Below are 26132 nucleotides of genomic sequence, written 5' to 3'. Positions count from 1 at the left end.
CCTCACCCCGCCTGGCGGGACCGCTCGGCGTGGGACGGCTCGGGACCGGCGCCGTCGCCGTGGCCACGACCACCGGCGAGGAACCGCACGACGCGCAGGAAGGCGGGCGCCTGCACGACGCGCATCACCACGGCGTTGGCCCGGATGCCCCACCGGGTCTTCGGCGCCACCATGCGGACCCGTCCGGGAAGGAGCTTCTGCGCCGCGGCCGCGCGGGGGCGCATCACCTGCTCGAAGCTCGAGAAGGCCGCCCGGATCCGCTCCGCGGTCGGCTCCGCCGACACCCCGTGCCGTCGCAGCGCCTCCGCGAGCTCCGCGGCTCCCCGCAGCCCCAGCGCGGTACCGAGTCCGCTCAGCGGGCTCGCGCACCAGGCGGCGTCGCCCACGAGCACGACCCGCCCGTCGGACCACCCTCGGTCGATGTGGATCTGGTCGTAGGTGTCGAGTGCGAGGTCAGGGGCGGTGCGCGCCGCGGCGAGGAACTCCGCGGCACGCCACCCGGCGCCGTGGAAGGCGTCGTCGAGCACGGCGAGGCGCGCGTCGTGCGCACGGGGGACGGTCGAGGCGGCGAACGTCATCCCGATCTCCTGCTGTCCCGGATGCCCGGGGCGCGCGGTCAGTCCGCGACGCCCCGGCTCGTTGTACGACAGCGCCCACCCGTCCAGCGGCGGTGTCCCGGGACCCTCCCGCAGGGTGAACCAGGCGTGGGCCAGGCCCAGCGGCTTCCGGTAGGCGGACTCCGGGCCGAACCGCAGGGAACGGGTGCGGGAGTGCGACCCGTCCGCCCCGACGACGACGTCGAACACCTCCACCGGCCCCGAGCGGAACCGGACCTCCACGCCCTCCGCCGTGTCGGTCAGCTGCTCGACGGTGTCGGCGAACCGGTACTCGACACCCGCGGCACCCGCCGCCCCGTGGAGCACCCGGGCGAGATCGGACCGGAGCAGCTCCTCGGACGAGATCAGCCCCCGGCCGCCGAAGGCCTCGACCGGCATCTCGGCCATCCGGCTGCCGTCGGCCCTGATCCACGCGATCCCCCGCTGCGGCACGAGGTGCGCCAGCACCTCGTCGATCAGCCCCAGATCGACCAGGACCTGACGGGAGTCACCGCGCAGGTCGACCGTCTGACCGCCGGTACGGAGCTCGGGCGCGACCTCGACCACGGTGACCCGCCATCCGTCCCTGGCCAGGGTGACCGCCAGTGCTTCGCCGGCGATCCCGGCCCCGACGACGAGTGCGTGTGCCATCAGCGTGCTCCTCACTCATGCAACTCGAATTGCGTTAACCGTAGGCCGACGGCGTCGACAAACGCAACTATCAATGCGTTAAGATGTGCGGGTGCCCGAGACCGCAGGATCGATACGCCCGGGTGGACGCACCGCGCGGACCCGGGAGGCCGTGCTCGCCGCCGTCCGGGAGACGCTCGGCGAACCGGGCGCGGAACTCACCATCCCCGCGGTCGCCCAGCGCGCCGGGGTGCACCCCACCACCGTCTATCGACGGTGGCGGACCATCGAGTCGCTGCTGCTGGAGGTCGTGGTCGGCGACGTGCGGACCTCGTCGCCGGTGCCGGCCAGCGGCGACCTGCGTGCCGACCTCACCGAGTACGTCGGCGGGCTCCTGACGAGCCTGAGCGGCCCGCACGCGCTCGGGATGCTCCGGGCGCTGCTCGCCGCCACCCGCGCGTCGACGGACCCGCACGACGTCATGGCGATCGTGCAGCCGCGGGTCGACGACTTCCGGGCGATGCTGGAGGCGGCCGGTGTCACGGGCGTGAGCGGGATGCAGCTCGTCGAGCTCGTGATCGCCCCCGCGTACCTGTGGGCCCAGCTCGGCGCGCCCCTCGACCCCGAGCACGACACCGCGCGGCTGGTCGACGCCGTCCTGGCGGTCGTCCTCGCCACCCCGGCCCCCGACGCCGTGGACCGCACCCCGGAGCCGTAGGCCGACGAACCTGGTTCGGGACGACGGTCCGGCCGCGACCGCTCGGACGGGCAGGCCGGGGTGGCCCCTCCGTACACTCCGTCGGTGGCCAGGAGCCTTCGCGACACCCTGAGCGCTCCGGCGCGACCCGCCCTGCGGTACTGGGACGGCCTGCCCATGCGGGTGCAGAGCCGCATCACCATCGGGCTGCCGCTGCTGGCCGTGCTGGTCTCGGCCGGGCTGGCCCTGACCGGGAACCTGCAGCGCGTCGACATCGAGACCGACATCCAGCGCAAGTTCGAGATGACCGGCACGCTCGGTGACCTCACCACGCTCATGGTCGACGCCGAGACCGGCGTCCGCGGCTACCAGCTCACCGGGCGCACCGAGTACCTGGAGCCCTTCACCGACGCGTCGGCGGAGCTCCCGACGGTCCTGGGGCATCTGGAGTCGCTGGCCGCGGCGGAGCCCGGCGAGAAGCCGCGCACGGACAAGCTGGCCCGGATCGCCGAACTGCGGGACCTGACGTCGAAGCAGATGACCGACCTGGCCCGCCAGCGTGACGTCGTCGCCGACGGCGGGAACACCGGCGGCGAGATCCGCGGGGACCTGGCCTACGGCAAGAACCTCATGGACGGCATCCGCAGCCGCGTCGACCAGATGCGGACCGGCGAGCGGCAGCTGCTCGACGACCGCATCGCCGAGATCAACCAGATCCGCGTCCGCGACTACCTGTCGGTCGGCATCGCGCTCGCGGTCGCCGTGCTGACCCGGTTCCTGGCCTGGTTCCTGCACCGCAACGGCATCCTGCGCCGGGTGGACCGGCTCGCCGACACCGTGCGGGTCCTGCGCGAGGGCGGCCCCGTGCCCGAGCCGCCGCCGGTGAAGCGGGACCGGATGGGCGACCTCGAACGCGAGGTCCACCTGCTCGAACCTGCGGTCCCGGCGCGCAGCGACGACTCGGTTGACGGACGGGTGTGACTCAGGACACGATCGACGTCACCCACCGCCCGAGGAGCCCACGTGAGCACCGACGCCGTCGTCCCCACCCGCGCACCCGGCCGGCTCGGGAACCCGTCGATGACGATCGGCGACGACCCGCGGGCCGACCCGCGGATGGTCGCGGTACTGGAGGGCTTCGGACTGACCGGGCATGCCGACGACGCCCCGCTGGACCGCACCGCGGGCCGCCCGGCGCTGCTCGGCTTCGTCGACGCCGCCGAGGAGGGCTTCGAGGGGTTCTTCACCGCGCTGTCCACGGGCTGGGCGCCGATGTCGGGCATCGACCGTACGACCCGGACCGTGCCCGGGGCCGACGGCCACGAGATCAGCCTGCACGTCCACCGCCCGACCGGCGTGGACGGGCCGCTGCCGGTGATCTACCAGGTGCACGGCGGCGGGATGGTCATGCTGGCCGCCGAGGGTCCGCTGTACGTGCGGTGGCGCGACGAGCTGGCCGCGGAGGGCGCCGTCGTCGTGGGGGTGGAGTACCGCAACGGCGGCGGGCGGCTCGGGTCGCACCCGTTCCCGGCGGGTCTCGACGACTGCGTCACCGGCCTGCACTGGGTGCACGAGCACCTCACGGAGCTGGGCGGGACGCACGTCGTGGTCACCGGGGACTCCGGCGGCGCGAACCTCGCGCTCGGGCTGGCGGTCCGGGCCCGCCGCGAAGGCTGGGCCGGGCGGATCGCCGGGGTGTACGCCCAGTGCCCGTACGTACTGGGGTCCTGGGACCGGGCGCCCGCGGACCTGGCGTCGCTGTGGGAGAACGACCGCTACTGGCTCAACCGGGAGCTGTTCCCGCTGCTCGCCGAGGTCTACGACCCGGGTTCCACGCACGCCGAGGACCCGACCTGCTGGGCCGCGGCCGCCCGGCCCGAGGACCTGCACGGGCTCCCGCCGCACGTGATCGCCTGCGCGGAGCTGGACCCGCTGCGCGACGAGGGGCTTGCCCACCACCGGCGACTGCTCGCCGCCGGGGTCCCCTCGGTCGGGCTGGTGTACCCCGGGCTCTGCCACGTCGGCATGATCCTGTTCCGCGACGCCATGCCCGACGTCTACGCCCACGCCGTGCGCGACGTCGTCGGTTTCGCCCGGTCGGTGCGCGGCTGACCCGGCCGGTTCAGGGCACCGCGGGCGGGGCCGCGTCGTCGCCGGTGTCCGGACGGACCCGGCGACGGCACCCGAGCACCACCAGGTGCGCGTCGAGCACCCGGGCGAGCAGGACCCGGTCGGCCGGGGCGGTCACGGCCGGGTCGACCAGCATGGCGGCGACGTCGTGCTCGGTGCCGGTGCCGCCGAGTCCGGCGTAGCGGACCCAGACGTCGTAGGCGGACAGCCCGGACAGCGCCGCCGCCACCGGGAGCGATACCGGGAGCGACACCGGGACGGGTTCCTCGAACACGACCATCCGCGCCGCGTACCCGGTCCCGGACGGTTCAGACCTCGGACCCGGTCGCGTCCTCCCCCGGACCGGGCCGGCCCCGGCGCGGGTCAGCTCGGGTCGACCCGGAGGACCCGGTCGTCGTCGCCGTTGGACGTCGTGACCAGCAGGGCCCCGTCCGGCGCGGAGTGGACCCCGCGCAGCCGCCCGAACTCCCCGTCGAGCTCCGTCGGGATCTCGACGTCGGAGACCGCGCCGTCGGTGCCCGCCGGGCCGACGCGCATCAGCAGCAGCTTCTGCCCGCGCAACGCGGCGACGGCGAGCATCCCGTTCCGCGGACCCCATGCGTCGCCGTCGAGGAACGCGGCGCCGGCCGGGGCCTCGGGCGGACTGCCGGAGGACCACGCGGCGGGGACGGCGTCGGGGAAGCGGTCCCGGTCGGTCATCGGGACCGACTCGTCGTAGCTGGCCACCGTGCCGCCCTGCGAGGGGTCCCAGCCGTAGTTGGCGCCCGGGCGCAGCAGGTTCACCTCGTCATCGCGGGTGGGGCCGTGCTCGGCGGTGAAGATCCGCCCGGTGCCCGGCTCGACCGCGACGCCCTGCACGTTGCGGTGTCCGGAGGTGTGGACGAGCCGCTGGGCCGGGTCGGCGGCGTCGGCGAAGGGATTGCCCGCCGCGGGCCCACCGGTGGCCGGGTCGACCCGCAGCGTCTTGCCGCCGAGCGAGGTGAGGTCCTGCGGGGTGGCGGGCATCGCCGCGTCTCCGGTCCCCACGACGAGCGCCCCGGTGTCGTCGACGGCGACCCGGCAGCCCGAGTGGCGTCCGCCCGAGGCGATCGGCAGCCCGCCGACCAGCGGGTCCGCGACCCGGGTCGCGGTGGCGCCGTCCGGGGACAGCGTCCAGGTGACCAGCCGGACGTCCACCGGGTTCCCGTTCTCGGCGTGGGTCTGGCAGGTGGTGAACCGGTTCGACGTCGCGAAGTCGGCGTGCACGGCCAGCCCCATCAGCCCGCCCTCGCCGCGGGCGAACACGTCGCCGAGGTCGGCGGCGACCGGGGTGACCGCGGTGCCCGGGTCGAGCGAGGCGAGCAGCGAGAGGCGCCCGGACCGCTCGGTGACCAGCGCGCGCCCGTCGGGCAGCACACCGACGCTCCAGACGTGGGAGAACCCGCCCGCGACGGGAGTGACCCGCAGACCGCCGTCCCCGGTCCGGGCCGGGGACGGCGCGGGCGGTGCGGGGGCCGGTGCCGCGGGCGCCGCGGCGCCGCAGCCCGCCACGCCCATCAGGACGACCGCCGCCACCGCCGTCCCGGCGCGGCGGACACGGGAGGCGATGCGATCACGGGTCACACCGGACATCCTGGCCCACACCGCCCATTCCGGCAGAGTGGTGGTGGGCGGGGAGCGCGTCCACCCGCACCTCCACCGCGTCCGCCCGCACGAACCCCAGGTCGGCGGGACCCTCGACGACCTCGGCGAGGCGCAGGGCGGGGAACCGGGTGACCAGTGCCCGCAGCCCGATCTCGAGCTCGGTGCGGGCGAGGGCCGCGCCCAGGCAGTAGTGCGCGCCCTGCCCGAAGCCGAGGTGCCCCTCGCCGCGGCCCGGGTCGCGGGTCACGTCGAACTCCTCGGGCCGGTCGTGACGGCGCGGGTCGAAGTTGGCCGTCACCAGCCCAGCGACGACCGTGCTGCCCGCCGGGACCGTCGTGCCACCGATGTCGAGGTCGGCGGCGGCGAAGCGCGGCGTGGACATCGGCACCGCGCCGCAGGTCCGCACGATCTCGTGCACCGCGACCGGCCAGCGCTCCGGCTCGTCCCGCAGCACGGCGAGCTGCTCGGGGCGGGTGAGCAGGACCAGCGCGGCCCGGGACAGGACGTGCGCGGTCGTCTCGAACCCGGCCAGCACCAGGTCGAACAGCAGAACCGCGAGCTCGTCGGAGTCGAGCCGGTCGCCGTCGTCGTGCACCGCGACCAGGGCGCTGACCAGGTCGTCGGCCGGGTCCGCGCGCCGGGCCGCGATCAGCTCGTGCACCTGGTCGTGCACGGCGTGGGCCGCCGCGGGCATCCGCGCGGGGTCGGGGGCCACGAGCAGCCGGGCCAGGGCCCGCCAGACCTCCCGGCTCTCCTCCGGCACGCCGACCAGCTCGCAGATCACCGCGATCGGCAGCGGGTGGCACAGCGCGGCGACGAGGTCGACCGGGGTGCCGTCGGCACCGGCGGCGGCGATGTCGTCGAGCAGACCGTCGGTGAGCGCCTCGATCCGCGGACGCAGCTCGCGGACCCGGCGCACGGTGAACGCGCGCGAGACCAGCCGACGCAGCCGGGTGTGGTCCTCGCCGTCACGGACGAGCAGACCCCGCCCGAGGTGGGCGAGCTCGTCGGGGAACCCGAGCGTCGCGAACACCCCCGCGATGCCCCGCCCGGCGCCGGGTACCGCGGCAGGATCGCTGCGCAGGCGCGGGTCGAGCAGCGCGGCGTGGACGTCGTCGTGCCGGGTGACCAGCATCGCGGGCCCCATCGGGGTGTCGTCGAACGGCACCACGGGTCCCTCCTCCCGCAGCCGCCCCAGTCGCGCGACGGGGCAGCCCTCCCCGGTCGTGCGGCGTTCGGTGGTCCGGTCCACGTCGTTCTCCTCTCGTGACGGGTGGCTCGCCGGACCCAGCGGACACCCTGCCGTCGCGGCACGGTCAAGAACTGGCGCCACCCGGTTGACGATGGCGCCATCATGCGCCATAGTTGCGCCATGGAGTTGGACGGATATGTCGACCGCCTGCGCACCGAGTTCTCCGCCCTGGGCGAGGCAGCGGGCGAGGAGACCCGGGCGGTCGCGGAGCGGCTGCTCGCCCCCCTGCACTCGACGACCCGCCTGATCCTGCTGGAGGCGCTGGCCGAGGCGGCCGACGAGATCACCCTCGAGCTCGCTCCGGGGTCGGTGCACGTGCGGCTGCGCGGCAGCGATCCCGAGTTCGTCGTCACCGGGGCACCTGCCGCGCCGTCGGCACCCCCGGCGGCAACGGAGGCGCCACCCGTGGCGCCATCGGCGCCGGCGGTCACCGACGGCGAGTCCGGGCCGGTAGCCCGGATCAACTTCCGGCCGCCGGAGACGCTCAAGACCCGGATCGAGGAGGCCGCCGGGCGGGACGGCCTCAGTGTGAACACCTGGCTGACCCGCGTGGCCGCCGCCGCGCTGGACCGCCCGGCCGCGACGTCCGACCGTCCCGACGCCGCCCGCCGTGGCCGCGTCGGCTGGTTCGGCTGAGCCGCGACCGATCCCCTTCTCCCACACCCGACCGACCCACACCTGACCGACCCACACCTGACCCACGGCGTCACCGCGACGCCGAGGAGGCGATGCCCCATGCCCAGCTACGACACCCCCGAGCCCGTCACCGCGATCGTCGACCTCGCGATCGGTGACCTGCGCGTGACCGCCTCGGACCGCGCCGACACCGTCGTCGAGGTCCACAGCTCCGCGGCCGACCGCGCCCACGCGGACCAGGTCCGGGTCGAGCTGACCGGCCGCGAGCTGCGTGTCACCGGCCCGCGACTCGGGCTGCTGCAACGGTTCACCCCGGGCACCCCCGGCCGCACCGTCGAGGTCGAGATCGCGCTCCCGGCAGGCTCCGCCCTGACCGCGAGCACCGGCCACGGCTCGGTCGTCGCCGAAGGCGCCCTCGGCGAGTGCACCGCGACGACCCGCTACGGCGACATCCGCATCGACGACGCGGCCTCCGCCGACCTGAGCACCGCCTACGGCCACGTCCGGATCGGTGGCACCGTCACCGGTGACGCGACGGTCCGCTCCGACCACGGCGGCATGCAGATCCACCGCGTCGGCGGCAGCGCGACGCTGAGCAGCAAGCACGGCGTCGTCCGCGCCGACGAGCTGACCGGCGACGTCGAGGTGACCAGCACCCACGGCCCGATCGACGTCGACGAGCTCGGTGCGGGCGCCCGCGTCCGGACCGCCTACGGCGACGTCCGCCTCGGCCGGGTGCGCCGCGGTGAGCTGTCGCTGACCAGCACGCACGGCCGCCTGGAGGTCGGTGTCGCCGAGGGCAGCGCCGCCTGGCTCGACCTCGACACCACCGGCCGGATCGGCAACGACCTGGACCCGCGCGAGGCCCCGGACGGCGGCGACACCGTCACCGTCCACGCCCGCTCCCGCGAGGGCGACATCGTCGTCCGCCGCGCCTGACACCCACCGTCCGCGATCCCGTCCACGAGAGGAACCACCGTGCCCACACCCCCGCCCGCGATCGCCGTCGCCGCCCTGCACAAGTCCTACGGCGGCCACGCCGTGCTCCGCGGCATCGACCTCGATGTCCCCGCCGGGACCGTGCTCGCCCTGCTCGGCCCGAACGGCGCCGGCAAGACGACGCTGGTCCGCATCCTGTCCACCCTGCTGCGGCCGGACTCGGGACGCATCCGGATCGCCGGGAGGGACCCGGCGACCGACCCCGACGGCGTCCGGGCCGCGATCGGGGTGACCGGCCAGTTCTCCGCCGTCGACGGCCTGCTCACCGGCGCGGAGAACCTGCGGCTGATGGCCGACCTGCACCACCTGCCCCGCGGCACCGGCCGCGCCCGCACCCGGGAGCTGCTGGAGCGCTTCGACCTCGCCGACGCCGCCGACCGCCGCGCCGGCACCTACTCCGGCGGGATGCGGCGCCGCCTCGACCTGGCCATGACCCTGGTCGCGGACCCGGACGTGCTGTTCCTCGACGAGCCGACCACCGGGCTGGACCCCCGCAGCCGCCGCGACCTGTGGGCCGCGGTGCGCGAGCTCGTCGGCCGCGGCGTCACCGTGCTGCTGACCACCCAGTACCTGGAGGAGGCCGACCAGCTCGCGGACTCCGTCGCCGTCCTCGACGGCGGACGCCTGGTCGCCCGCGGCACGCCCGCGCAGCTCAAGGCCCGGGTGCCCGGCGGGCACGTGCTGCTGCACCTCGCCGACGAGGACGCCCTGGCCGCCGCGCACGCCGCGCTGCCCGACGCCGTCGCCGACCCGGCGGTGCTGACGCTGCAGCTGCCCGCCACCGGTCCGCGCGACCTGCGGGCGCTGCTCGACCGGCTCGACCACGCCGGCGTCGACCCCGAGGGGCTGACCACCCACACCCCCGACCTCGACGACGTCTTCCTCGCCCTCACCGGGCACCCGGGCACCGCGGAGGTGGCGGCATGAGCACCGCGACCCTCGTCCCGGCCGACCGCCCCCGGCTGTTCGCCGACTCGACGACGATGCTGCGCCGCCGCATCCGGCACCTGCGCCGCTACCCCTCGCTGACGATCATGCTGATCGCCCAGCCGCTGGTGTTCCTGCTGCTGTTCGTCTACGTCCTGGGCGGCACGATGGGCGCCGGGCTGGGCGGGGACCGTGACGACTACCTGGCCTACGTCACCCCGGCCGTGCTGCTGCTGACCGTCGCGAGCGTCGCGATGGGCACCGCCATCGGGGTCGCCACCGACATGACCGAGGGCGTCGTCGCCCGCTTCCGGACGATGGCGATCGCCCGCTCCAGCGTGCTCACCGGGCACGTCGCCGGGGCGTTCGTGCAGACCGTGCTGGGCCTGGTCGTCGTGCTCGGCGTGGCGTTGGCGCTGGGGTTCCGCAGCGACGCCGGGCCGCTGGCCTGGCTCGGCGTCGCCGGGATGCTGGCGCTGCTCACCGTCGCGCTGACCTGGCTGACCGTCGCGCTCGGGCTGGCCGCGGACAGTGTGGAGACGGCGAGCAACACCCCGATGTTCCTGATGCTGCTGCCGTTCCTGGGCAGCGGGTTCGTGCCGGTGGAGTCGATGCCGACCGCCCTCCGGTGGTTCGCGGCGTACCAGCCGTTCACCCCGGTCATCGACACCCTGCGCGGGCTGCTCGGCGCCGGCCCGGGCAGCGGCGCCGGGCTCGGCACCGACGCCGCACTCGCCGTCGGCTGGTGCCTGCTGATCACCGTCGGGAGCCTGCTGTGGTCACGCCGGCTCTACGAGAACCGCGCCGCACGCTGAGGGGCTCCGCTCCGCCGGCGGGCGGTCCACGTGGACGGGCAGAGCGGGCAGCCGCGCGAAACCCAGCCGCGACGGGCCGTCCGCCGGCTCAGCGAGCCGCAGGCCCGGAAAGCGCGTGACCAGCGCCGACAGCACGACCTCGACCTCCTGCCGGGCCAGCGCGGCACCCAGGCAGTAGTGCGCGCCGTGCCCGAACCCGAGGTGCCCCTCGCCGCGGGCGGGGCGACGGCGGACGTCGAGCTCGTCGGGCCGGTCGACGACGCGGGGGTCGAAGTTGGCGGAGAGCAGACCGGGCAGCACCGCCGTCCCCGCCGGGACCGGGGTACCGGCGATCTCGGTGTCCTCGGCCGCGTACCGGGGCGCGCCGGCCGGGACCGGGCCGCAGGTGCGGACCAGCTCGTGCACCGCCGTCGGCCACAGCTGCGGGTCGGCGCGCAGGGCGTCGAGCCGGTCCGGCCGGCTGAGCAGCGCGAGGGTGCCCTTGGCCAGGACGTGCGCGGTCGTCTCGAACCCGGCGACGGTGAGGTTCACCGTCATGTCGAGCAGCTCCTGCTCCGAGAGCCGGTCGCCGTCGTCGTCGTGCACGGTCACGAGCGCGGACAGCAGGTCGTCGGCGGGCTCGCGGCGACGGGCCTCGATCAGCGCGCGGACGTGGGCGACCATCCCCCGCGCGACGTCCGGCATCCGTCCGGGGTCGGGCTGGATCAGCAGCCGGGCGAACTCCCGCCAGCGGTCGCGGTCGTCCTCGGGCACCCCGACGAGCTCGCAGATCACGGTGATCGGCACCGGGTAGGCCAGCGTCTCCACCAGGTCGACCGGGCTGCCGTCGGCGCCGGCGGCGGCGATGTCGTCGAGCAGACCGGACACGATCGCCTCGACCCGCGGACGCAGCCCGGCGACCCGGCGCACGGTGAACGCCCGGGAGACGAGCCGGCGCAGCCGCGCGTGGTCCTCGCCGTCCCGGGACAGCATCGGGCGACGCAGCAGCTCCAGGTCCTCGGGCAGCCCGATGATCCCGGTCTGGGCGTTGCGCAGGAAGTTCTCGGCCTGCGGCACCGCGGCCGCGTCGAGCCGGAAGCGGTCGTCGGTCAGCAGCGCCCGGACCTCGGCGTCCCGGGTCACGAGCAGCCCCTGCTGGGTGGGTCGGCCGGGCACCTCCAGCGGGATGTCGACGACCGCGGCCACCTCGCGCAGCCCGGAGAAGGCGGCGACCGGGTCGGCCGGGTCGACGGCCGGGGCGGTGGTGGGGGCGCTGGTGTCCTCGTCCATGCGCCCGAGTGGACACCGTGCCGTCGCGGCACGGTCAAGCCCGACATCGGTGCGGGTTCGGTCCCGTTCGTCCGCTCCGGGCCGTAGGCTCCGCGCGTGCGCACGGATTCGGCCCTGCAACGGACGGTGACCCGATGAGCGGACTCTTCGCCCTGCTCGACGACATCGCGGCCCTGGCCCGCCTCACGACGGCGTCGCTGGACGACATCGCGGGCGCGGCCGGGCGGGCCGGGGCCAAGGCCGCCGGCGTGGTCGTCGACGACGCCGCCGTCACCCCCCGCTACGTCCAGGGCCTCAAGCCCGAGCGCGAGCTGTCGATCATCTGGCGGATCGCCAAGGGCTCGCTGCGCAACAAGATCGTCTTCATCCTGCCGGTCGCGCTGATCCTCTCCCAGTTCGCGCCGTGGCTGCTGACCCCGATCCTGATGGTCGGCGGCTGCTACCTGGCCTACGAGGGCGCGGAGAAGCTCTGGGAGTACTTCTCCGGGCACTCCGAGCACCCCGAGGAGCGCGACGAGAAGGTCGCCGCGGACCCGGCGGAGAACGAGCGCCGGGTCGTCTCCGGCGCCGTGCGCACCGACTTCATCCTCTCGGCCGAGATCATGGTCATCGCGCTGAACGAGGTGGCGTCCGAGGGCATCGTGGCCCGGGCGATCATCCTGGCCGTGGTCGCCGTCGCGATCACCGCGCTCGTCTACGGCGCCGTCGCGCTCATCGTGAAGATGGACGACGTGGGCCTGGCACTGGCCGAACGCGGGTCCGGCCCCGTCGCGTCGTTCGGGCGCGGGCTGGTGAAGGCCATGCCGATCGTGCTGACGACGCTCTCGGTCGTCGGCGTCGCGGCGATGCTGTGGGTCGGTGGGCACATCCTGCTCGTCGGGACGGACGAGCTGGGCTTCTCCCCGATCTACGACCTGGTGCACCACCTGGAGGTGGCCGTCGCCGACGCGACCGGCGTGCTGGGCGGGTTCCTGGGCTGGCTCACCAACACCGTCGGCTCGGCGATCCTCGGGGTCGTGGTCGGCGCGGTGATCGTCGCCGTGGCGCACCTGATCCCGAAGCGGAGGAAGAAGGACGACGCCGCCGGGACCGCCGACGCCTGATCCCCGGTCCGCCACGATCGGGCGGGGTCGGGCGGGGTCGGTCATCATCGGGCGATGGGAGACACCGGCGTCTTCGTGCCCTACGGCGCGACCCACTGGGCCGCGCTGACCGTCGGCGTCCTCGGCGGCGTCGCGCTGGTGGTGCTCGGACGTCGACTGCGCGGCACCCCGGCCGAGCTGCGCGTCTCCCGGGCGTTCGCCGTGGTGGTCGTCGTGCTGCTGGTCCCGCTGCAGCTGCGGCTGCTGACCCCGCAGACCTTCGACGTCCACATCTCGCTGCCGCTGCAGCTGTCGGACCTGTCCTGGGTCACCGCCGCCGTCGCCCTGTGGACGCGTCGCTGGTGGGCGTGCGGCCCGCTGTACTACTGGGGTCTCACGCTGACCCCGCAGACGCTGCTCACCCCGGCCACCGACTCCCCCGACTTCCCGCACGTGGCGTTCCTGCACTTCTGGGCGCTGCACCTGCTGGTGACCTGGGCGGCGGTGTACCTGACCTGGGGTGCCGGGGTGCGGCCGAGCTGGCGCGGGATGGGCGTGACGCTGGCGGCGACGATCGCCTGGGCGGCGGTGGTGCTGCCGTTCAACCTGGCCGCGGGAACCAACTACGGCTTCCTCGCCCACAAGCCGACCAACGCCTCCGCGCTGGACCTGCTGGGGCCGTGGCCGATCTACCTGGTGGTCGAGTTCGTGCTGGTGGCGGTGGGGTGGGCGGTGATCACGTGGCCGTGGACGCGGCGGCGGGAGCGGGAGCGGGAGCCGGCCTGACCGGCAGCCGCCGCGCCAGCCCGTCGACGAGGTGGTCGAGCACTGCGCGGACCCGCCGGGGCGGGTCCGCCCCGTGCACGGCCAGCAGGTCCGCCGACGGCGTCGGGATGTCCGCCAGCACCTGCACCAGCTCCCCCGACACGAGAAGCGGCGCGACCTGCCACAGCGAGCGCATCACCAGCCCACGCCCGGCCCGGCACCACGCCGTCGCGACCTCGCCGTCGTTGCAGGTCATCGCGCCCGTCACGCGGACCCCGACGGCGTCGGCGTCGGTCCCGAAGCGCCAATGGGCATAGGCGGTGTCGTTCTCCCGGATCACGATGCAGTCGTGTCCGCCCAGGTCGGCGGGGGTGCGCGGGACGCCGCGGCGGCCCAGGTACGACGGCGCCGCGCACACCACGCGCCGGTTGCGGTGCAGCACCCGGGCGTGCAGCCGCGAGTCGGGCAGCGGTCCGACGCGCACCGCGAAGTCGTAGCCGGAGCCGCCGACCGCGACCGGCAGGTGCGACAGCTCCAGATCGATGCGCAGGTCCGGGTTGGCCGCCTCGAAGGTGCCGAGCAGCGGCGCGACGTGCGCCCGGCCGAACCCCATCGACGAGTGCACCGCGATCCGTCCGTGCAGTCCCGAGCGACGACGGCCGATCTCGTCCTCCAGGTCGTCGATCCGGCCCAGCACGTCGCGGGCGCCCTCGGCATAGCGGCGGCCCTCGTCGGTCAGGGTGAGCCGGCGGGTGGACCGGTTGACCAGGCGGACGCCCAGACGTCGTTCCAGGCGGGCGAGCCGCTTGCTGACCGCCGACACCGACACACCCCACTGGCGCGCCACCTCCGTCAGTGTGCCTGCGGCGGCGACCCCGGCGAAGAAGCTCAGGTCGTCGAACTCGGGCAGCTCCACACCTGCTCCTTTCCCCTGCGGAAAGACTGTCCGGCCAGGACGACGGTTCACCGCATCCGGTTCGCCGATCAGGATAGAAGCAACCGAGTCGAGGAGGACATGACATGACCGCGCACCGCATCGCCGTCATCCCCGGGGACGGGATCGGCAAGGAGGTCGTCCCGGAGGGCGTCCGGGTGCTGACCGCGGCCGCGGAGCGGTTCGGGATCGGGCTGGAGTTCACCGAGTTCGGCTTCGCGAGCGCCGACCACTGGCTCGAGCACGGCACGATGCTGCCCGAGGACTGGTTCGAGCAGCTGTCCGGTTTCGACGCGCTGTTCTTCGGTGCCGTCGGGTGGCCGGAGGTGGTGCCCGACCACGTGTCGCTGTGGGGCAGCCTGCTGCAGTTCCGGCGCCGCTTCGACCAGTACGTCAACCTGCGCCCGGCCCGGCTGCTGCCGGGCGTCGCCGCGCCGCTGGCCGACCGCGCACCCGGCGACATCGACATGCTGATCGTCCGGGAGAACACCGAGGGCGAGTACTCCTCGGTGGGCGGGCGGATGTTCTCCGGCACCGACCGGGAGGTGGTGATCCAGGAGACCGTGATGACCCGTATCGGGGTCGACCGGATCCTGCGCTACGCCTTCGAGCTCGCGCGCCGCCACCCGAACCGGCACCTCACCTCGGCGACCAAGTCCAACGGCATCGCGATCACCATGCCGTACTGGGACGAGCGGGTGGCCGCGATGGCGGCGCAGTACCCCGACGTCGATGTCGACTCCGCCCACATCGACATCCTCGCGGCGCGGTTCGTGATGAGCCCGGAACGCTTCGACGTCGTCGTGGCCAGCAACCTGTTCGGCGACATCCTGTCCGACCTCGGCCCGGCCTGCACCGGCACGATCGGCATCGCGCCGAGCGCGAACATCAACCCGGAGCGGGAGTTCCCGAGCCTGTTCGAACCCGTGCACGGGTCGGCACCGGACATCGCCGGGAAGGGCGTCGCGAACCCGGTCGGCCAGATCTGGTGCGGGTCGATGATGCTGGAGCACCTCGGCGAGCACGAGGCCGCGGCGGCCGTGCTGGCCGCGGTCGAGGACGTCGTCGGGCGGGGCGGCGCGACCGTCACCCCGGACCTGGGCGGCACCGCGACGACCGCCGAGCTGGGTGCGGCGATCGCCGCGGTCGTGCGGGGATGAGCCCGTCGGGCCCTGGCCTGCGCGCCCCGGCGACCGGGCGGCGCGGCTCAGCTTGCGAGGAGTGCGACCAGGCGACGGGCCGCGTCGGGCGGCAGCCTGCGACGGCCGCGCAGGTGCCGGAACACCGGCGCGAGCACCGGGTCGGCCAGCAGCTCGGCCCGCGGTACCGGCCGTCCGACCGGCACGACGACGCCCGCCGCGTGCCGTCCGCCGGGGTGCGGCTCGGCGGGACCGGTGAACGCGAACAGCGCCGTCACGCCGCCGCCCGGCCCGGTCCGGTAGACCACGGCCCGGTCGCCCGGCGCGGTCCCGGCCAGGCAGCAGGGCTCCTGGGGCGGGTCGGCGACCTCGTCGGCGTCCCAGAGCAGGACGGTGTCCGGCAGCGCGGCGTCGGGTCGCACGGGGTCGGTCGGCACGGGATCCGTCCTACCCCAGTCCACGGAGGTCCGGCGCGATGAGCCCACGAACCCTGCTGCCCGCCCCGTTCACCGCCCGCACGGTCGACGCCGCGGGGACCGCGGTGCACACCGTCGTCGGCGGTGCCGGACCTCCGCTGCTGCTCCTGCACGGCTACCCGCAGACCCACGCGATCTGGCACCGGGTCGCCCCGCTGCTCGCCGACCGGTTCACCGTCGTCGCGACCGATCTGCGCGGCTACGGCGACAGCGCCAAACCCGCCCCGGGCCCTGGCGACGCCGCCTACGCCAAGCGCGCCATGGCCGCCGACCAGCTCGCCGTCATGCGGGTGCTCGGGTTCGACCGGTTCGCCGTCGCCGGGCACGACCGCGGCGGACGGGTCGCGCACCGGCTGGCCCTGGACGCGCCGGACGCGGTGTCGGCGCTGGCGGTGCTCGACATCGTCCCGACCCGGCACGCGTTCGACACCGCCGACGCCACCTTCGGGCTCGGCTACTGGCACTGGTTCTTCCTGACCGCCCCGGCCGGGATCCCGGAGCGCCTCATCGCGGGCGACCCGGAGTTCTGGGTCACCGCCCGGATGCGGTCGCGCCACCACGGCGGCACCCCGTTCGACGAGCGTGCCGTCGCCGAGTACGTCCGCTGCTTCGCCGACCCGGCCGCGATCGCCGCGTCGTGCGCCGACTACCGGGCCGCGGCCGGGATCGACCGCGTCGACGACGAGGCCGACGCGGGCCGCCGGGTCACCGCACCGCTGTTGGCCCTGTGGGGCGCGCACTCCTTCGTCGGGCGGTCCTACGACGTGCCCGCGGTGTGGGCCGGCTACGCCACGGACGTGCGTGGGACGGCCCTGGACGCCGACCACTACCTCCCCGAGGAGCGGCCGGAGGAGGTGGCGCGCGAGCTGGCGGCGTTCCTGACCCGGTGACCGGTGCGGGGGGTCAGTCCGTGATCCGGTACTGCGCGATCTTCCGGTAGAGCGTCGACCGGGCCACGCCCAGCACCGCGGCCGCCGCGGCCCGGTTCCCGTCGGTGTCCCGCAGCGCGGCGACGATCGCGTCCCGCTCGGCCCGGTCCACCGCCCGCAGCGTCGCGGACGGCGCGCTCTGGCAGGACTCGGGCAGGTCGGTCGCCTCGACCACACCCACCGGCCGCCGGCCGAGGGCGACGGTCAGCGCGTCGTGCAGCTCGGTCACGTTCCCCGGCCACGGGTGCCTGCTCACCGTCCGCAGCGCCCCGGCGGACAGCCGCACGTCGCGGCCGGGCGCGAGCTCGGCGAGCAGCGCGGCGACCAGACCGGGGAGGTCACCGGGGCGGCCGCGCAGCGGCGGGACCGGCACCGACACCCGGAACCGGGCCAGCACGGCGTCCCGGACGGGATCGGGGACGGCGGCGTCCGCGCGGGTGCCGGCGATCGGCAGGTCCCCGCGCGCGACGGCGGGCGGCACACCGGCGTCGCGCCGGTCGAGGTCGCGCAGCAGCACCAGCACCCGCTCCCCGGCCCGCCCGACGCGGTCGTCGAGGTCGGCGCCGTCGTCGTCCGGCCCGACCTCGACGACCGGGCCGGGCCAGGAGTCGGTGACCAGCCGCGCCCGCCCGGAGCCGGGCTCGCCGGTGACCAGCAGCGGCGCCCCCGCCCCCAGCGCCGCGACGACGGCGGCCCGCGCCGTCCGCCAGGCCGGGCTCGCCCCGTCGGCGGCGGGCCGGGGGGTCACCGGGACCGGTCCGGTGGGGTCGCCGCCGTCGGGCTCGCGCAGCAGCGTCACCACCGCCACCAGGCCGGCGACCGACCCGCCTGCCGGGACGACCGCGCCGCGCAGCCGCGCCCGGGTCCCCGACGGCAGCTCCACCCGGTCGTCGACGCCGGGGCCGCGCAGCAGCAGGAACCTGGCGTGGTCGGTGAGCGCGGCGTGGTCGTCCGCGTCGAGCAACGTCTGCATCGCGGTGTTCGCCAGCACCGTGCGGCGCCCGACGGCGAGCACCGCCCGCCGGGTGCGGGACTCGGTGCGGGCGTAGGCGTCGAACAGGGCCTGCTGGGCGGGGTCGCGGTCGTGCAGCAGGGCGTCGGAGATGCGGGCGGCCGCGGAGCGCACCAGCGACAGCAGCAGCGGCGAGGAGTACTCCGCGCGGCAGGACAGGTCCAGCACCGCCTCGACCCGCCCGGTCGCCGGGTCACGAACGGGGGCGCCGGCGCAGGCGTAGTCGTGCAGCTGCTCGACGAAGTGCTCGGCGCCGACGATGTGCACCGGCCGGCCGGACTCCAGCACGGTCCCGACCCCGTTGGTCCCGACCGCGCCCTCGGCGTAGCCGAAGCCCGCGGCGAACGCGTTGACGTCCGCGGACCGCGCGATCACCGCGTCGGTGTCGAGGCGCACCAGCAGCCGGGCACGGTCGTCGGTGAGCGCGACGCACACCCCGATCCCGGCGACCTGCTCGGCCAGCTGCTCCATGACCGGGCGCGCGCACCGGACCAGCCGGGAACCGGTGTCGAGGTCGGGGTGGAAGCGGTTCGCGATCGTCGCGGGGTCCACCCCACCCGCGATGCTGCGCCGCCAGGACGCGACGACGTGACCGGGCACGCCGGGCGGTGCGGCGTCGGGCCGGTCGAGCAGCTCGGCCCGCGCGGACACGAGCTCGCGACGGCGTGCGAGCAGATCCCCCATCGACGCACCTCTCTGTGCTCGTCATCACATGATGCGGCACCGGTCAACACCCCCCGGTGTCCGAAGTTCGGACACCCGGGGACCGGGCCGGCCGCCCTAGCGTCGAGAGACCGCCGTCACACCTGCACCCGGAGGACCCATGGCCGCCACGACCAGCGAGCACGTCGACGTCCTGATCGTCGGGGCCGGGGTGTCCGGCATCGGCGCCGCCCACCGGCTCCGCGAGGAGTTCCCGGACCGGAGCTTCGTGCTGCTGGAGGCCCAGGACGCCCCCGGTGGGACCTGGTGGACCCACCGCTTCCCCGGGGCCCGCTCCGACAGCGACCTGTTCACCTACGGCTACCGGCACAAGCCGTGGACGGGGCCGTCGATCGCTGCGGGCGCAGAGATCCTGGCCTACCTCGACGAGGTCATCGATGAGGACGACCTGGCCGGGCACATCCGGTACCACCACCGCGTCACCGCGCTGAGCTGGTCGTCGGCGGAGAACCGGTGGACCGCGGAGGTGACGCGCACCGACACCGGCGAGACCCTGTCGATGACCGCGTCGTTCCTGTGGATGTGCCAGGGCTACTACAACCACGACGAGCCCTACACCCCGCAGTGGCCCGGCCTCGAGCAGTACGCGGGGACCGTCGTGCACCCGCAGTCCTGGCCGTCGGACCTCGACGTCACGGGCAAGAAGGTGCTGGTCATCGGGTCCGGCGCCACCGCGGCGACGGTCGTCCCGGCGACGGCGGCGACCGCCGAGCACGTGACGATGCTGCAGCGCTCGCCGTCGTACTGGTTCCCCGCGCCGACCGTGCACGACCTCGCGACGATGCTGGAGCCCCTCGACCTGCCCGCCGAGTGGACCCACGAGATCCTGCGCCGCACCTACGTCCAGCAGCTCGACTGGCTGGCCACCACCGGCCGCGACGACCCGGACGCGCTGCACGAGTTCCTGATCGAGTCGATCCGGCCACTGCTCCCCGAGGGCACCGACATCGAGAAGCACTTCGTCCCCCGCTACCGCCCCTGGCAGCAGCGCATCGCGTTCGTACCCGACGGCGACTTCTTCGCCGCGATGCGCGAGGGGAAGGCGTCGGTCGTCACCGACACCATCGCCCGGTTCACCGAGAAGGGCGTCGAGCTGGACTCCGGGGAGGTCATCGAGGCCGACGTCGTCGTCACCGCGACCGGGTTCGACCTGGCCGTGTTCGGCGACATCCCCTTCACCGTCGACGGCGAGCCGGTCGACTTCACCCGCCATGTCACCTGGCGCGGGCTGATGATCGAGGGCATCCCGAACATGGCCTACGCCTTCGGCTACTTCCGGCACAGCTGGACGCTGCGGATCGACCTGGTCAACGACCTGATCGGCCGCATCCTCGCGCGCATGGACGAGCGCGGCCACCAGGTCGTCGTCCCCACCGTCGCACCACAGGACGCCGACATGCCGCGCCTGCCGTGGGTCTCGGAGGAGAACTTCAACCCCGGCTACATCGGGCGGTCCGCGCACCGGATGTTCGGCCAGGGCGACCGCGAACCGTGGACCCACATGCACGAGCACGACGTCGACCGGGTCGAGCTGCCGAAGGCCGACCTCGACGACGGCCTCCAGTACCGCTGAGCACCGCTGAGCACCGCCGAGCACCCCTGAGCACCGCCGACCCGACCGCACACCCCCGAGGAGACCCACCGTGCCCCGCATCACCGTGTCCACCGGCGTCGAGCTGCACTACGAGACCGCAGGCGACGGCGACCCGCTGCTCATGATCATGGGGACGTCCGGCGCGATCCCGCTCTGGGGCGAACTCGCGCACCGGCTGGCCCAGACCCACCGGGTCATCACCTTCGACAACCGGGGGCTGGGCGGCAGCGACCGCGGGTCCGGGCCGATCACGGTCGGGTCGATGGCCGCCGATACCTCCGCGCTGCTCGACGCCCTGGAGATCCCGCGCGCGCACCTGCTCGGCTGGTCGCTGGGCTCGGCCGTCGCGCAGGAGATCGCGCTGACCCGCCCCGGGCAGGTCGCCGCGCAGGTCCTCTACGGCACCTGGGGCCGCACCGACGGCTTCCAGCGCGCGGTGCTGAGCGCGCTGCGCCTGCCCTACGTGCACCGCGACATGGAGTCCGCGCTGACCGCGTCGGGGCTCGCGTTCTCCCCGCAGGCACTCGACGACCCGAACGTGGGCGCGCTGCTGGAGGCCCTGCTGCCGGCGTTCCCGCAGGACGAAGCACAGATGCAGGTGACCGTCGAGCAGTGGGACGCCGACCTCGGCCACGACACCCTCGACCGGCTGGACGCGATCACGGCACCGACGCTGGTCGCGGTGGGCGAGCAGGACCTGCTGACCCCGCCATGGCAGTCCCGTGCGGTGGCCGAGCGCATCCCGGGCGCCCGCTTCGAGCTGGTGACCGGGCCGGGGTCCAGCCACTGCATGCACCTGGAGCGGCCCGAGGACCTGACGAAGCTGGTCACCGGGTTCCTCGGCGAACAGCGGATCTGAGCGGAGCGGCCGGGCGGGCCTCCCCGCCCGGCCTGCCCTCAGGACTCGCGGTGCGCCTTCGGGGACCGCCCGAACCGGGTCCGGAAGGCCCGGCTGAACGCCGCCGGGTCCGGCATGCCCCATCGGGCGCCGATCGCACCGACCCCGACGTGCGCGAGCTCGGGGCGGCGCAGGTCGGCCCAGGCGCCCTGGAGCCTTTCCTCCCGGATCGCCCCGGCCACCGTGGTCCCCTCCTCGGCGAACAGCTTGTGCAGGTAGCTGACCGAGATCGCACAGGCGGCCGCCACCCCGGCGGGGTCGAGGTCCCGGTCGGCGATGTGCTCGCGGATGAACCCGCGGGCCCGGGTGACGTGCAGGTTCTCCGGGGCGGCCGCCGGTACGGTGCTGCGCACCAGCGCGACGAACACATCCCCGATGGTGCGGGCGACGGCCTCCTGGGCGGCCTCGGGCACGTCGTCGCCGATCGCGCGGTTCAGCGACGACAGCAGCGGCGGGAGCATCGCGCCGATGCCGCGCCGGCCGTCGAAGGTGATCGCGGTGACGGCGGCGGTCTCGGCGGCCGACAGCGGCAGGGCGCCCTTCGGGTGCAGGCAGACCTGGTACTCGAAGCAGTCCGAGGTGACGAAGGTGAACGGCCGGCTGCTGTCGTAGATCACGAACTCGCCGGGGCCGATCACCGCCTCCCGCCCGTCCTGGACGACCAGGGTGCGTCCACGGCGGGCGAGCGCGATCTGGAGGAAGTCCTCGTCTGCGGAACGAACTTGCCGTACAGTCCTGTCGAAGCGGTGCGGAACCGAGGCTATCCGCCGCAGGTGAGTACCCGCGACGGACGCCGCCGTCACTCGTCCGGAGACCAGGCCGCCGGTGGAGGGCCTGACGTCGAGGGGCACGAACTGGTCGCAGACCGTCGAGCGCCAGAAGTCCAACCGGTCGGTCTCGGCCACGGTGGTGGTGTCGAGCGTGACCAAAGCCATACCCGAGCATCGCACGCGCACGTCACGATCGTGTAGCTCCGATGTGAGGAACGCGTTCCGCGGCGCGCGCCCGAACCCCTTCCTCCGTGCAGAACCCGGCCCCGGAGCGCTTGAGACAGAGCAGGCCCAGCAGCCGGCCCCGGTCGTCGACGACGGCCAGGCGCCGCCGGCCGGCCGCGGCCATCGCGCCCCGTACGGACTCGGCGTCGGCGGCCGGGGCGACGGTCCGGCCGGAGAGCCCACCGAGCCAGCGCACCGGCGCGGCGGCGGGGCGCCCCTCCAGGTCGGCCCGCTCGACGACGGTGAGCAGCACCCCCCGGTCGACGACGAGCAGCGCGTGCACGTGTCCGTCGCGCAGGGCCTCGCGTGCCTGGTGCACCGTGGTGGTGCGCCCGCAGGTCTTCGGGCAGCCGATCATCGCCCGCCCGACCGTGCCCGGCGACCACCCGCCGCCGGGCCCCGCGACCGGGGCGCTCATGCCGCGTCGCTCGAGTGGCCGGGCACGACCGGCAGGTCCGGTCGCACCAGCGGGACGAGGTTGTTGACCGCCAGCGCGGCCTCGCCGAACCCGACCGAGATGAGCCGGACCTTGCCCTCGAAGTCGGTGATGTCCCCGGCCGCGAACACCCGCGGCAGCGTGGTGCGCATGGACCGGTCGACGGCGATGTGGCGCCGGCTCATCCCGATCCCCCAGCTCGACAGCGCGGCCAGGTCGGCCTTGAAGCCGAGCGCGGCCACGAGCTCGTCGACCTCCAGCGTCTCGACGCCGTCCGGGCCGGCGACGTCGACCTCGGCCACCCGGTCGTCGCCGCGGACGTCGGCGACCTCGTAGGGGGTCAGGATCCGCACCGAGGAGGCACGCAGCTCGGTGACACTGCGCTCGTGCGCGCGGAAGGCGTCGCGCCGGTGCACCAGGGTGACCGACGCGGCCAGCGGCTCCAGGCACAGCGCCCAGTCGACCGCGGAGTCCCCGCCGCCGACGATCAGCACGTCCCTGCCGGTCAGCTCGGCCGGGCGCGGCACCGCGTAGCGCAGCCCGCGTCCGACGTAGTCGCCGCCCGCGGGCAGCGGGCGCGGCGTGAACCGGCCCATCCCGCCGGTGACCAGCAACGCGCCCGCCCGGATCCGCACGCCGCGGTCGGTGGTGACGGCGACGCCGTCGTCGAACTGCTCCAGCCCGACGGCGTCGTGCCCGAGCAGGTAGGTCGGATCGGCCAGGGCGGCCTGCTCGATCAGGGAGTCGACCAGGTCCTGGGCGCGGACCCGGGGGAAGCCGGCGACGTCGAAGACCGGCTTCTCCGGGTAGAGCACCGACATCTGCCCGCCGAGCTGGTCCAGGGCGTCGACCACGACCACCGACAGCCCGCGGAAGCCGGCGTAGTAGGTGGCGTAGAGCCCGGTCGGTCCGGCACCGACGACGACCAGGTCCGCGCTGAGCTCGCCGCTCACCGGGGCTTCCGCGCAGCGACGATCGGGTGGTCGCCGTCGGCGGGGTCGGCGTCCTCGCCACCGCCGGAGAAGCCCTGCTCGCGTACGAACAGCGCGTTCGCCTCGACGAAGTCGAGCTGTTCGGCGGGCATCTTGTGCTCCCAGTGGATGGCCTCGCTGGGGCAGGCGGGCATGCACTTGCCGCAGTCGACGCACTCGTCGGGATGGATGTACATCATCCGCTCCCCCGGGTAGATGCAGTCGACCGGGCACTCCTCCATGCAGGCACGGTCCTGCACGTCGATGCAGGCTTCGGTGACGACGTAGGCCACGGGGTCTTTCCTCCGATGTGGACGGTGGTGGCAGGTGGGTGGGCGACCCGGCCGGAGAGGGGGGCTCCGGCCGGGCCGCGTGGCTCAGGCGGTCTCGACCTCGACGAGGGTGTCGGAGAACGTGGGCGCGTTGCCCAGGTCGCCGAACACCGTCGGGTTGACGGCGGCCAGGGTGGAACCCGCCTTGGAGTTCTTCCGCCAGCCGCCCATCGGGCTGACGACCACGCCGGGGGACACGGTGTCCTGCAGCGACGCGAGGACGGTGAACTCACCGCGGTCGTTGAACACCCGCACCGGGGAGCCGTCGGTGATGCCGCGGGCGGCGGCGGCGTCCGGGTGCACGATCAAGGTGTGCTCGTTCGCGACGCGGCGGTGGAACTCGTGGCTGCCGAAGCTGGAGTTCACGAACGCGTGCGACTTGGGCGTGAGCAGGTTCAGCGGGTAGCGCGCCGCCAGCTCCGGGTCCGCCGCGGCGGACTCGCGCGGCGGGATGTAGTGCGGCAGCGGGTCGACCGGCTCGCCGGGCTGGTGGTCGTTGGAGCCCTGCCGGAACAGCGGGACGACGAAGTTGCCGCCCGCCGCGGCGGAGGAGACGAACTCGACCTTGCCCGACGGCGTCGGGAAACCGCCCTCCGCGTGCGGGGCGTAGGCGTCCGGGGCGGGGACGTTGAGCCGCTGCCAGCCCTGCTCCTTCAGCGACTCGACGGTGATCCCCTCCATGTGCGGGTGGGACCAGTCGAACGCCTCGGCGATCATCTCGGCGTCGGTGCGGCGGAAGACCGGGTCGTCGAAGCCCATCGCGGCCGCGATCCGGCGGAACATCTCGGTGTTCGGGACGGCCTCGCCGAGCGGCTCGATCGACTGGTGGTTGTAGGTCACGTAGAGGTGGCCCCAGGAGAACATGATGTCGTCCTGCTCGAGCTGCGTCGTGGCCGGCAGGACGATGTCGGCGTACTCCGCGGTGTCGGTCATGAACTGCTCCGACACCACCGTGAACAGGTCCTCGCGCTGCAGCCCCGCGATCAACCGGTCCTGGTCGGGGGTGGTGACGACCGGGTTGGAGTTGTAGACGAACAGGCCCTTGATCGGCGGCCCGGCCGGCAGGTCACCGGACAGCGCGGCACCGAGCCGGTACTGGTTGATGACGCGGGTGCCCGGGGTCAGCATCTCCGGGTGCATGAAGGCGCCCCAGTTGACCGGGAACGCCCACAGCGGCAGCTGCAGGATCCCACCGCCGGGCTTGCGCCAGGCGCCGACGAGGCCGGGCAGGCAGGACAGCGCGCGCACGGTCTGGCCGCCGCCCGCGTGCCGCTCGACGGCGACGCCGATCCGGATCACCGACGGCTGGGCGCCGGCGTACTCGCGGGCCAGCGTGCGGATCGTCTCGGCGGGCACGCCGGTCTCGGACTCGGCCCACTCGGGGGTGTAGCGGGACACGCGCTCGGCGAACTCGTCGTAGCCGACGGTGTGGTTCGCGATGTAGTCGTCGTCGGTCAGGCCCTCGGCGATGATCACGTTCGCCATGGCCAGTGCGAGGGCGCCGTCGGTGCCGGGGCGGATCGCGATGTGCTGGTCGGCGGCGGCCGCGGTGCGGGTGCGGACCGGGTCGACGACGACGACCTTCGCCCCGTTCTTCTTCGCCTTCGCGATGTAGGGCCACAGGTGCAGGTTGGTGCTCATGATGTTGCACGCCCACACCAGGATGAACTTGGAGCGCACGAGGCTCTCCGGGTCCACGCCGGCGGTGTCGCCGATGGTCATGGCGTAGGCGGTGCAGGAGCCGGAGTCGCAGTAGGTGCGCTCGGCGACGGTGGCACCCAGCTTGGCGAAGAACGGGTCACCGACGTTCAGGCCGTTGAGGATGCCCTGGGTGCCCAGGTAGCTCACCGGCATGATGGCCTCGGGGCCGTGCTCGTCGGCGATCGCCCGGAACCGGGTCGCGATCTCGGTGACGGCGTCGTCCCAGCTGATCCGCTCGAAGCGGCCGCTGCCCTTCGGTCCGGTCCTGCGCATCGGGAACAGCACGCGGCCCGGGTCGTAGACCCGGTCCAGGTAGTTGTTGACCTTCACGCACAGACCGCCGTTGGTGTACGGGTGGTCCGGGTCTCCGACGACCGAGGTGGCCTTCCCCTCGCGGTCGACGGTCACCAGCATCGCGCAGGTGTCCGGGCAGTCCTGCGGACAGGCGGCCTTGACCACCTTCTCCGTCACGGTGGTCGCCGGGGCCTCGTGCGTCGCGGTCATGGATGCTCCTCGCCTCGTGGTGGGATGGCGTCGCCCACGAGACTGGCCGTCCGACGACCTGCGGTCT

At 74.4% G+C, this 26132-nt stretch carries 26 protein-coding genes; 13 read left to right on the top strand and 13 right to left on the bottom strand.

The features are described from left to right. Positions 1-2: 2 nt before the first annotated feature. Positions 3-1247 carry an FAD-dependent monooxygenase gene (locus tag Ae505Ps2_RS10495; protein WP_075308524.1) on the bottom strand — a complete coding sequence of 415 codons (1245 nt, stop codon included), beginning with the start codon at positions 1245-1247 and terminating at the stop codon, positions 3-5. 91 nt (positions 1248-1338) lie between these two features. Here Ae505Ps2_RS10495 and Ae505Ps2_RS10490 point away from each other — a divergent pair, with 91 nt between their 5' ends. From Ae505Ps2_RS10490 to Ae505Ps2_RS10480, 3 genes are all read left to right on the top strand, one after another. Then, positions 1339-1944, top strand: coding sequence for a TetR/AcrR family transcriptional regulator (locus Ae505Ps2_RS10490; RefSeq protein ID WP_158071440.1), 606 nt, complete (start codon positions 1339-1341; stop codon positions 1942-1944). Between the two features lie 84 nt (positions 1945-2028). Next, on the top strand, positions 2029-2904 hold the full coding sequence (locus Ae505Ps2_RS10485; RefSeq protein ID WP_139318832.1) for a CHASE3 domain-containing protein: 876 nt from the start codon (positions 2029-2031) through the stop codon (positions 2902-2904). Between the two features lie 42 nt (positions 2905-2946). Further along, positions 2947-4035, top strand: a complete 1089-nt coding sequence (locus Ae505Ps2_RS10480; protein WP_198932123.1) for an alpha/beta hydrolase fold domain-containing protein — start codon at positions 2947-2949, stop codon at positions 4033-4035. A gap of 10 nt (positions 4036-4045) precedes the next feature. Here the strand turns inward: Ae505Ps2_RS10480 and Ae505Ps2_RS10475 are convergent, their stop codons facing one another. From Ae505Ps2_RS10475 to Ae505Ps2_RS30305, 3 genes are all read right to left on the bottom strand, one after another. Beyond that, a complete protein-coding gene (locus tag Ae505Ps2_RS10475) occupies positions 4046-4306 on the bottom strand; it encodes a hypothetical protein (RefSeq protein ID WP_139318833.1) in 261 nt (86 codons plus the stop codon). 110 nt (positions 4307-4416) lie between these two features. Beyond that, complete coding sequence (locus Ae505Ps2_RS10470) at positions 4417-5664, bottom strand: PQQ-dependent sugar dehydrogenase (protein WP_075308528.1); 1248 nt, start codon at positions 5662-5664, stop codon at positions 4417-4419. Next, the gene (locus Ae505Ps2_RS30305; RefSeq protein WP_075308530.1) at positions 5645-6928 is read right to left on the bottom strand and encodes a cytochrome P450; all 1284 of its coding nucleotides are present in this window, start codon (positions 6926-6928) and stop codon (positions 5645-5647) included. The genes Ae505Ps2_RS10470 and Ae505Ps2_RS30305 overlap by 20 nt, the downstream gene beginning before the upstream one ends. A 120-nt stretch (positions 6929-7048) precedes the next feature. Between Ae505Ps2_RS30305 and Ae505Ps2_RS10460 the strand changes: the two genes are divergently transcribed. From Ae505Ps2_RS10460 to Ae505Ps2_RS10445, 4 genes are all read left to right on the top strand, one after another. Then, a complete protein-coding gene (locus Ae505Ps2_RS10460) occupies positions 7049-7564 on the top strand; it encodes a hypothetical protein (RefSeq protein ID WP_020623239.1) in 516 nt (171 codons plus the stop codon). Positions 7565-7663: 99 nt separating this feature from the next. Next, positions 7664-8503, top strand: a complete 840-nt coding sequence (locus Ae505Ps2_RS10455; RefSeq protein WP_075308532.1) for a DUF4097 family beta strand repeat-containing protein — start codon at positions 7664-7666, stop codon at positions 8501-8503. A gap of 39 nt (positions 8504-8542) precedes the next feature. After that, positions 8543-9490, top strand: a complete 948-nt coding sequence (locus Ae505Ps2_RS10450; RefSeq protein ID WP_020623241.1) for an ATP-binding cassette domain-containing protein — start codon at positions 8543-8545, stop codon at positions 9488-9490. Further along, positions 9487-10305: an ABC transporter permease gene (locus Ae505Ps2_RS10445; protein ID WP_075553586.1), complete on the top strand. Its 819-nt coding sequence runs from the start codon at positions 9487-9489 to the stop codon at positions 10303-10305. Before Ae505Ps2_RS10450 ends, Ae505Ps2_RS10445 begins: the two co-directional genes overlap by 4 nt. Here the strand turns inward: Ae505Ps2_RS10445 and Ae505Ps2_RS10440 are convergent. Continuing rightward, a complete protein-coding gene (locus tag Ae505Ps2_RS10440) occupies positions 10270-11574 on the bottom strand; it encodes a cytochrome P450 (protein WP_075308536.1) in 1305 nt (434 codons plus the stop codon). The genes Ae505Ps2_RS10445 and Ae505Ps2_RS10440 overlap by 36 nt on opposite strands. 134 nt (positions 11575-11708) lie before the next feature. Between Ae505Ps2_RS10440 and Ae505Ps2_RS10435 the strand changes: the two genes are divergently transcribed. Further along, positions 11709-12677, top strand: a complete 969-nt coding sequence (locus Ae505Ps2_RS10435) for a DUF808 domain-containing protein (RefSeq protein WP_020623244.1) — start codon at positions 11709-11711, stop codon at positions 12675-12677. Between the two features lie 54 nt (positions 12678-12731). Further along, positions 12732-13442, top strand: coding sequence for a TIGR02206 family membrane protein (locus tag Ae505Ps2_RS10430; protein WP_075308538.1), 711 nt, complete (start codon positions 12732-12734; stop codon positions 13440-13442). On the opposite strand, the gene Ae505Ps2_RS10425 is transcribed toward Ae505Ps2_RS10430, so the two are convergent. Further along, positions 13393-14337, bottom strand: coding sequence for a LysR family transcriptional regulator (locus Ae505Ps2_RS10425; protein WP_075308539.1), 945 nt, complete (start codon positions 14335-14337; stop codon positions 13393-13395). The genes Ae505Ps2_RS10430 and Ae505Ps2_RS10425 overlap by 50 nt on opposite strands. A 104-nt stretch (positions 14338-14441) precedes the next feature. On the opposite strand from Ae505Ps2_RS10425, the gene Ae505Ps2_RS10420 reads away from it, so the two are divergent. Beyond that, complete coding sequence (locus Ae505Ps2_RS10420; protein ID WP_020623246.1) at positions 14442-15515, top strand: tartrate dehydrogenase; 1074 nt, start codon at positions 14442-14444, stop codon at positions 15513-15515. Between the two features lie 47 nt (positions 15516-15562). Here the strand turns inward: Ae505Ps2_RS10420 and Ae505Ps2_RS10415 are convergent, their stop codons facing one another. Beyond that, positions 15563-15931 carry a hypothetical protein gene (locus tag Ae505Ps2_RS10415; RefSeq protein WP_075308540.1) on the bottom strand — a complete coding sequence of 123 codons (369 nt, stop codon included), beginning with the start codon at positions 15929-15931 and terminating at the stop codon, positions 15563-15565. A gap of 38 nt (positions 15932-15969) precedes the next feature. Here Ae505Ps2_RS10415 and Ae505Ps2_RS10410 point away from each other — a divergent pair, with 38 nt between their 5' ends. After that, positions 15970-16860, top strand: coding sequence for an alpha/beta hydrolase (locus Ae505Ps2_RS10410; RefSeq protein ID WP_020622853.1), 891 nt, complete (start codon positions 15970-15972; stop codon positions 16858-16860). 13 nt (positions 16861-16873) lie between these two features. Here Ae505Ps2_RS10410 and Ae505Ps2_RS10405 read toward each other — a convergent pair whose 3' ends face one another. Then, complete coding sequence (locus Ae505Ps2_RS10405; RefSeq protein WP_075332921.1) at positions 16874-18595, bottom strand: helix-turn-helix domain-containing protein; 1722 nt, start codon at positions 18593-18595, stop codon at positions 16874-16876. A gap of 139 nt (positions 18596-18734) precedes the next feature. On the opposite strand from Ae505Ps2_RS10405, the gene Ae505Ps2_RS10400 reads away from it, so the two are divergent. Together Ae505Ps2_RS10400 and Ae505Ps2_RS10395 are read left to right on the top strand one after the other, a co-directional pair. Beyond that, positions 18735-20207, top strand: coding sequence for an NAD(P)/FAD-dependent oxidoreductase (locus Ae505Ps2_RS10400; RefSeq protein ID WP_020622148.1), 1473 nt, complete (start codon positions 18735-18737; stop codon positions 20205-20207). A 70-nt stretch (positions 20208-20277) separates the two neighbouring features. Further along, positions 20278-21087, top strand: coding sequence for an alpha/beta fold hydrolase (locus Ae505Ps2_RS10395; protein ID WP_075308543.1), 810 nt, complete (start codon positions 20278-20280; stop codon positions 21085-21087). 38 nt (positions 21088-21125) lie between these two features. On the opposite strand, the gene Ae505Ps2_RS10390 is transcribed toward Ae505Ps2_RS10395, so the two are convergent. From Ae505Ps2_RS10390 to Ae505Ps2_RS10370, 5 genes are all read right to left on the bottom strand, one after another. Next, a complete protein-coding gene (locus tag Ae505Ps2_RS10390; RefSeq protein ID WP_075308544.1) occupies positions 21126-22061 on the bottom strand; it encodes a helix-turn-helix domain-containing protein in 936 nt (311 codons plus the stop codon). Positions 22062-22083: 22 nt separating this feature from the next. After that, on the bottom strand, positions 22084-22539 hold the full coding sequence (locus tag Ae505Ps2_RS10385) for a CBS domain-containing protein (RefSeq protein WP_020622145.1): 456 nt from the start codon (positions 22537-22539) through the stop codon (positions 22084-22086). Then, entirely contained in the window at positions 22536-23510 is a 975-nt protein-coding gene (locus Ae505Ps2_RS10380; RefSeq protein WP_020622144.1) for an NAD(P)/FAD-dependent oxidoreductase, read from the bottom strand. Before Ae505Ps2_RS10380 ends, Ae505Ps2_RS10385 begins: the two co-directional genes overlap by 4 nt. Then, the gene (fdxA, locus tag Ae505Ps2_RS10375; protein ID WP_060713408.1) at positions 23507-23821 is read right to left on the bottom strand and encodes a ferredoxin; all 315 of its coding nucleotides are present in this window, start codon (positions 23819-23821) and stop codon (positions 23507-23509) included. The genes Ae505Ps2_RS10380 and fdxA overlap by 4 nt, the downstream gene beginning before the upstream one ends. A gap of 84 nt (positions 23822-23905) precedes the next feature. After that, entirely contained in the window at positions 23906-26065 is a 2160-nt protein-coding gene (locus tag Ae505Ps2_RS10370; protein ID WP_075553585.1) for a molybdopterin-dependent oxidoreductase, read from the bottom strand. Positions 26066-26132 lie beyond the last annotated feature (67 nt).

This window comes from Pseudonocardia sp. Ae505_Ps2, from assembly GCF_001932425.1.
Classification (GTDB): Bacteria; Actinomycetota; Actinomycetes; order Mycobacteriales; family Pseudonocardiaceae; genus Pseudonocardia.
This window is presented reverse-complemented; position numbering and strand designations above follow the sequence as displayed.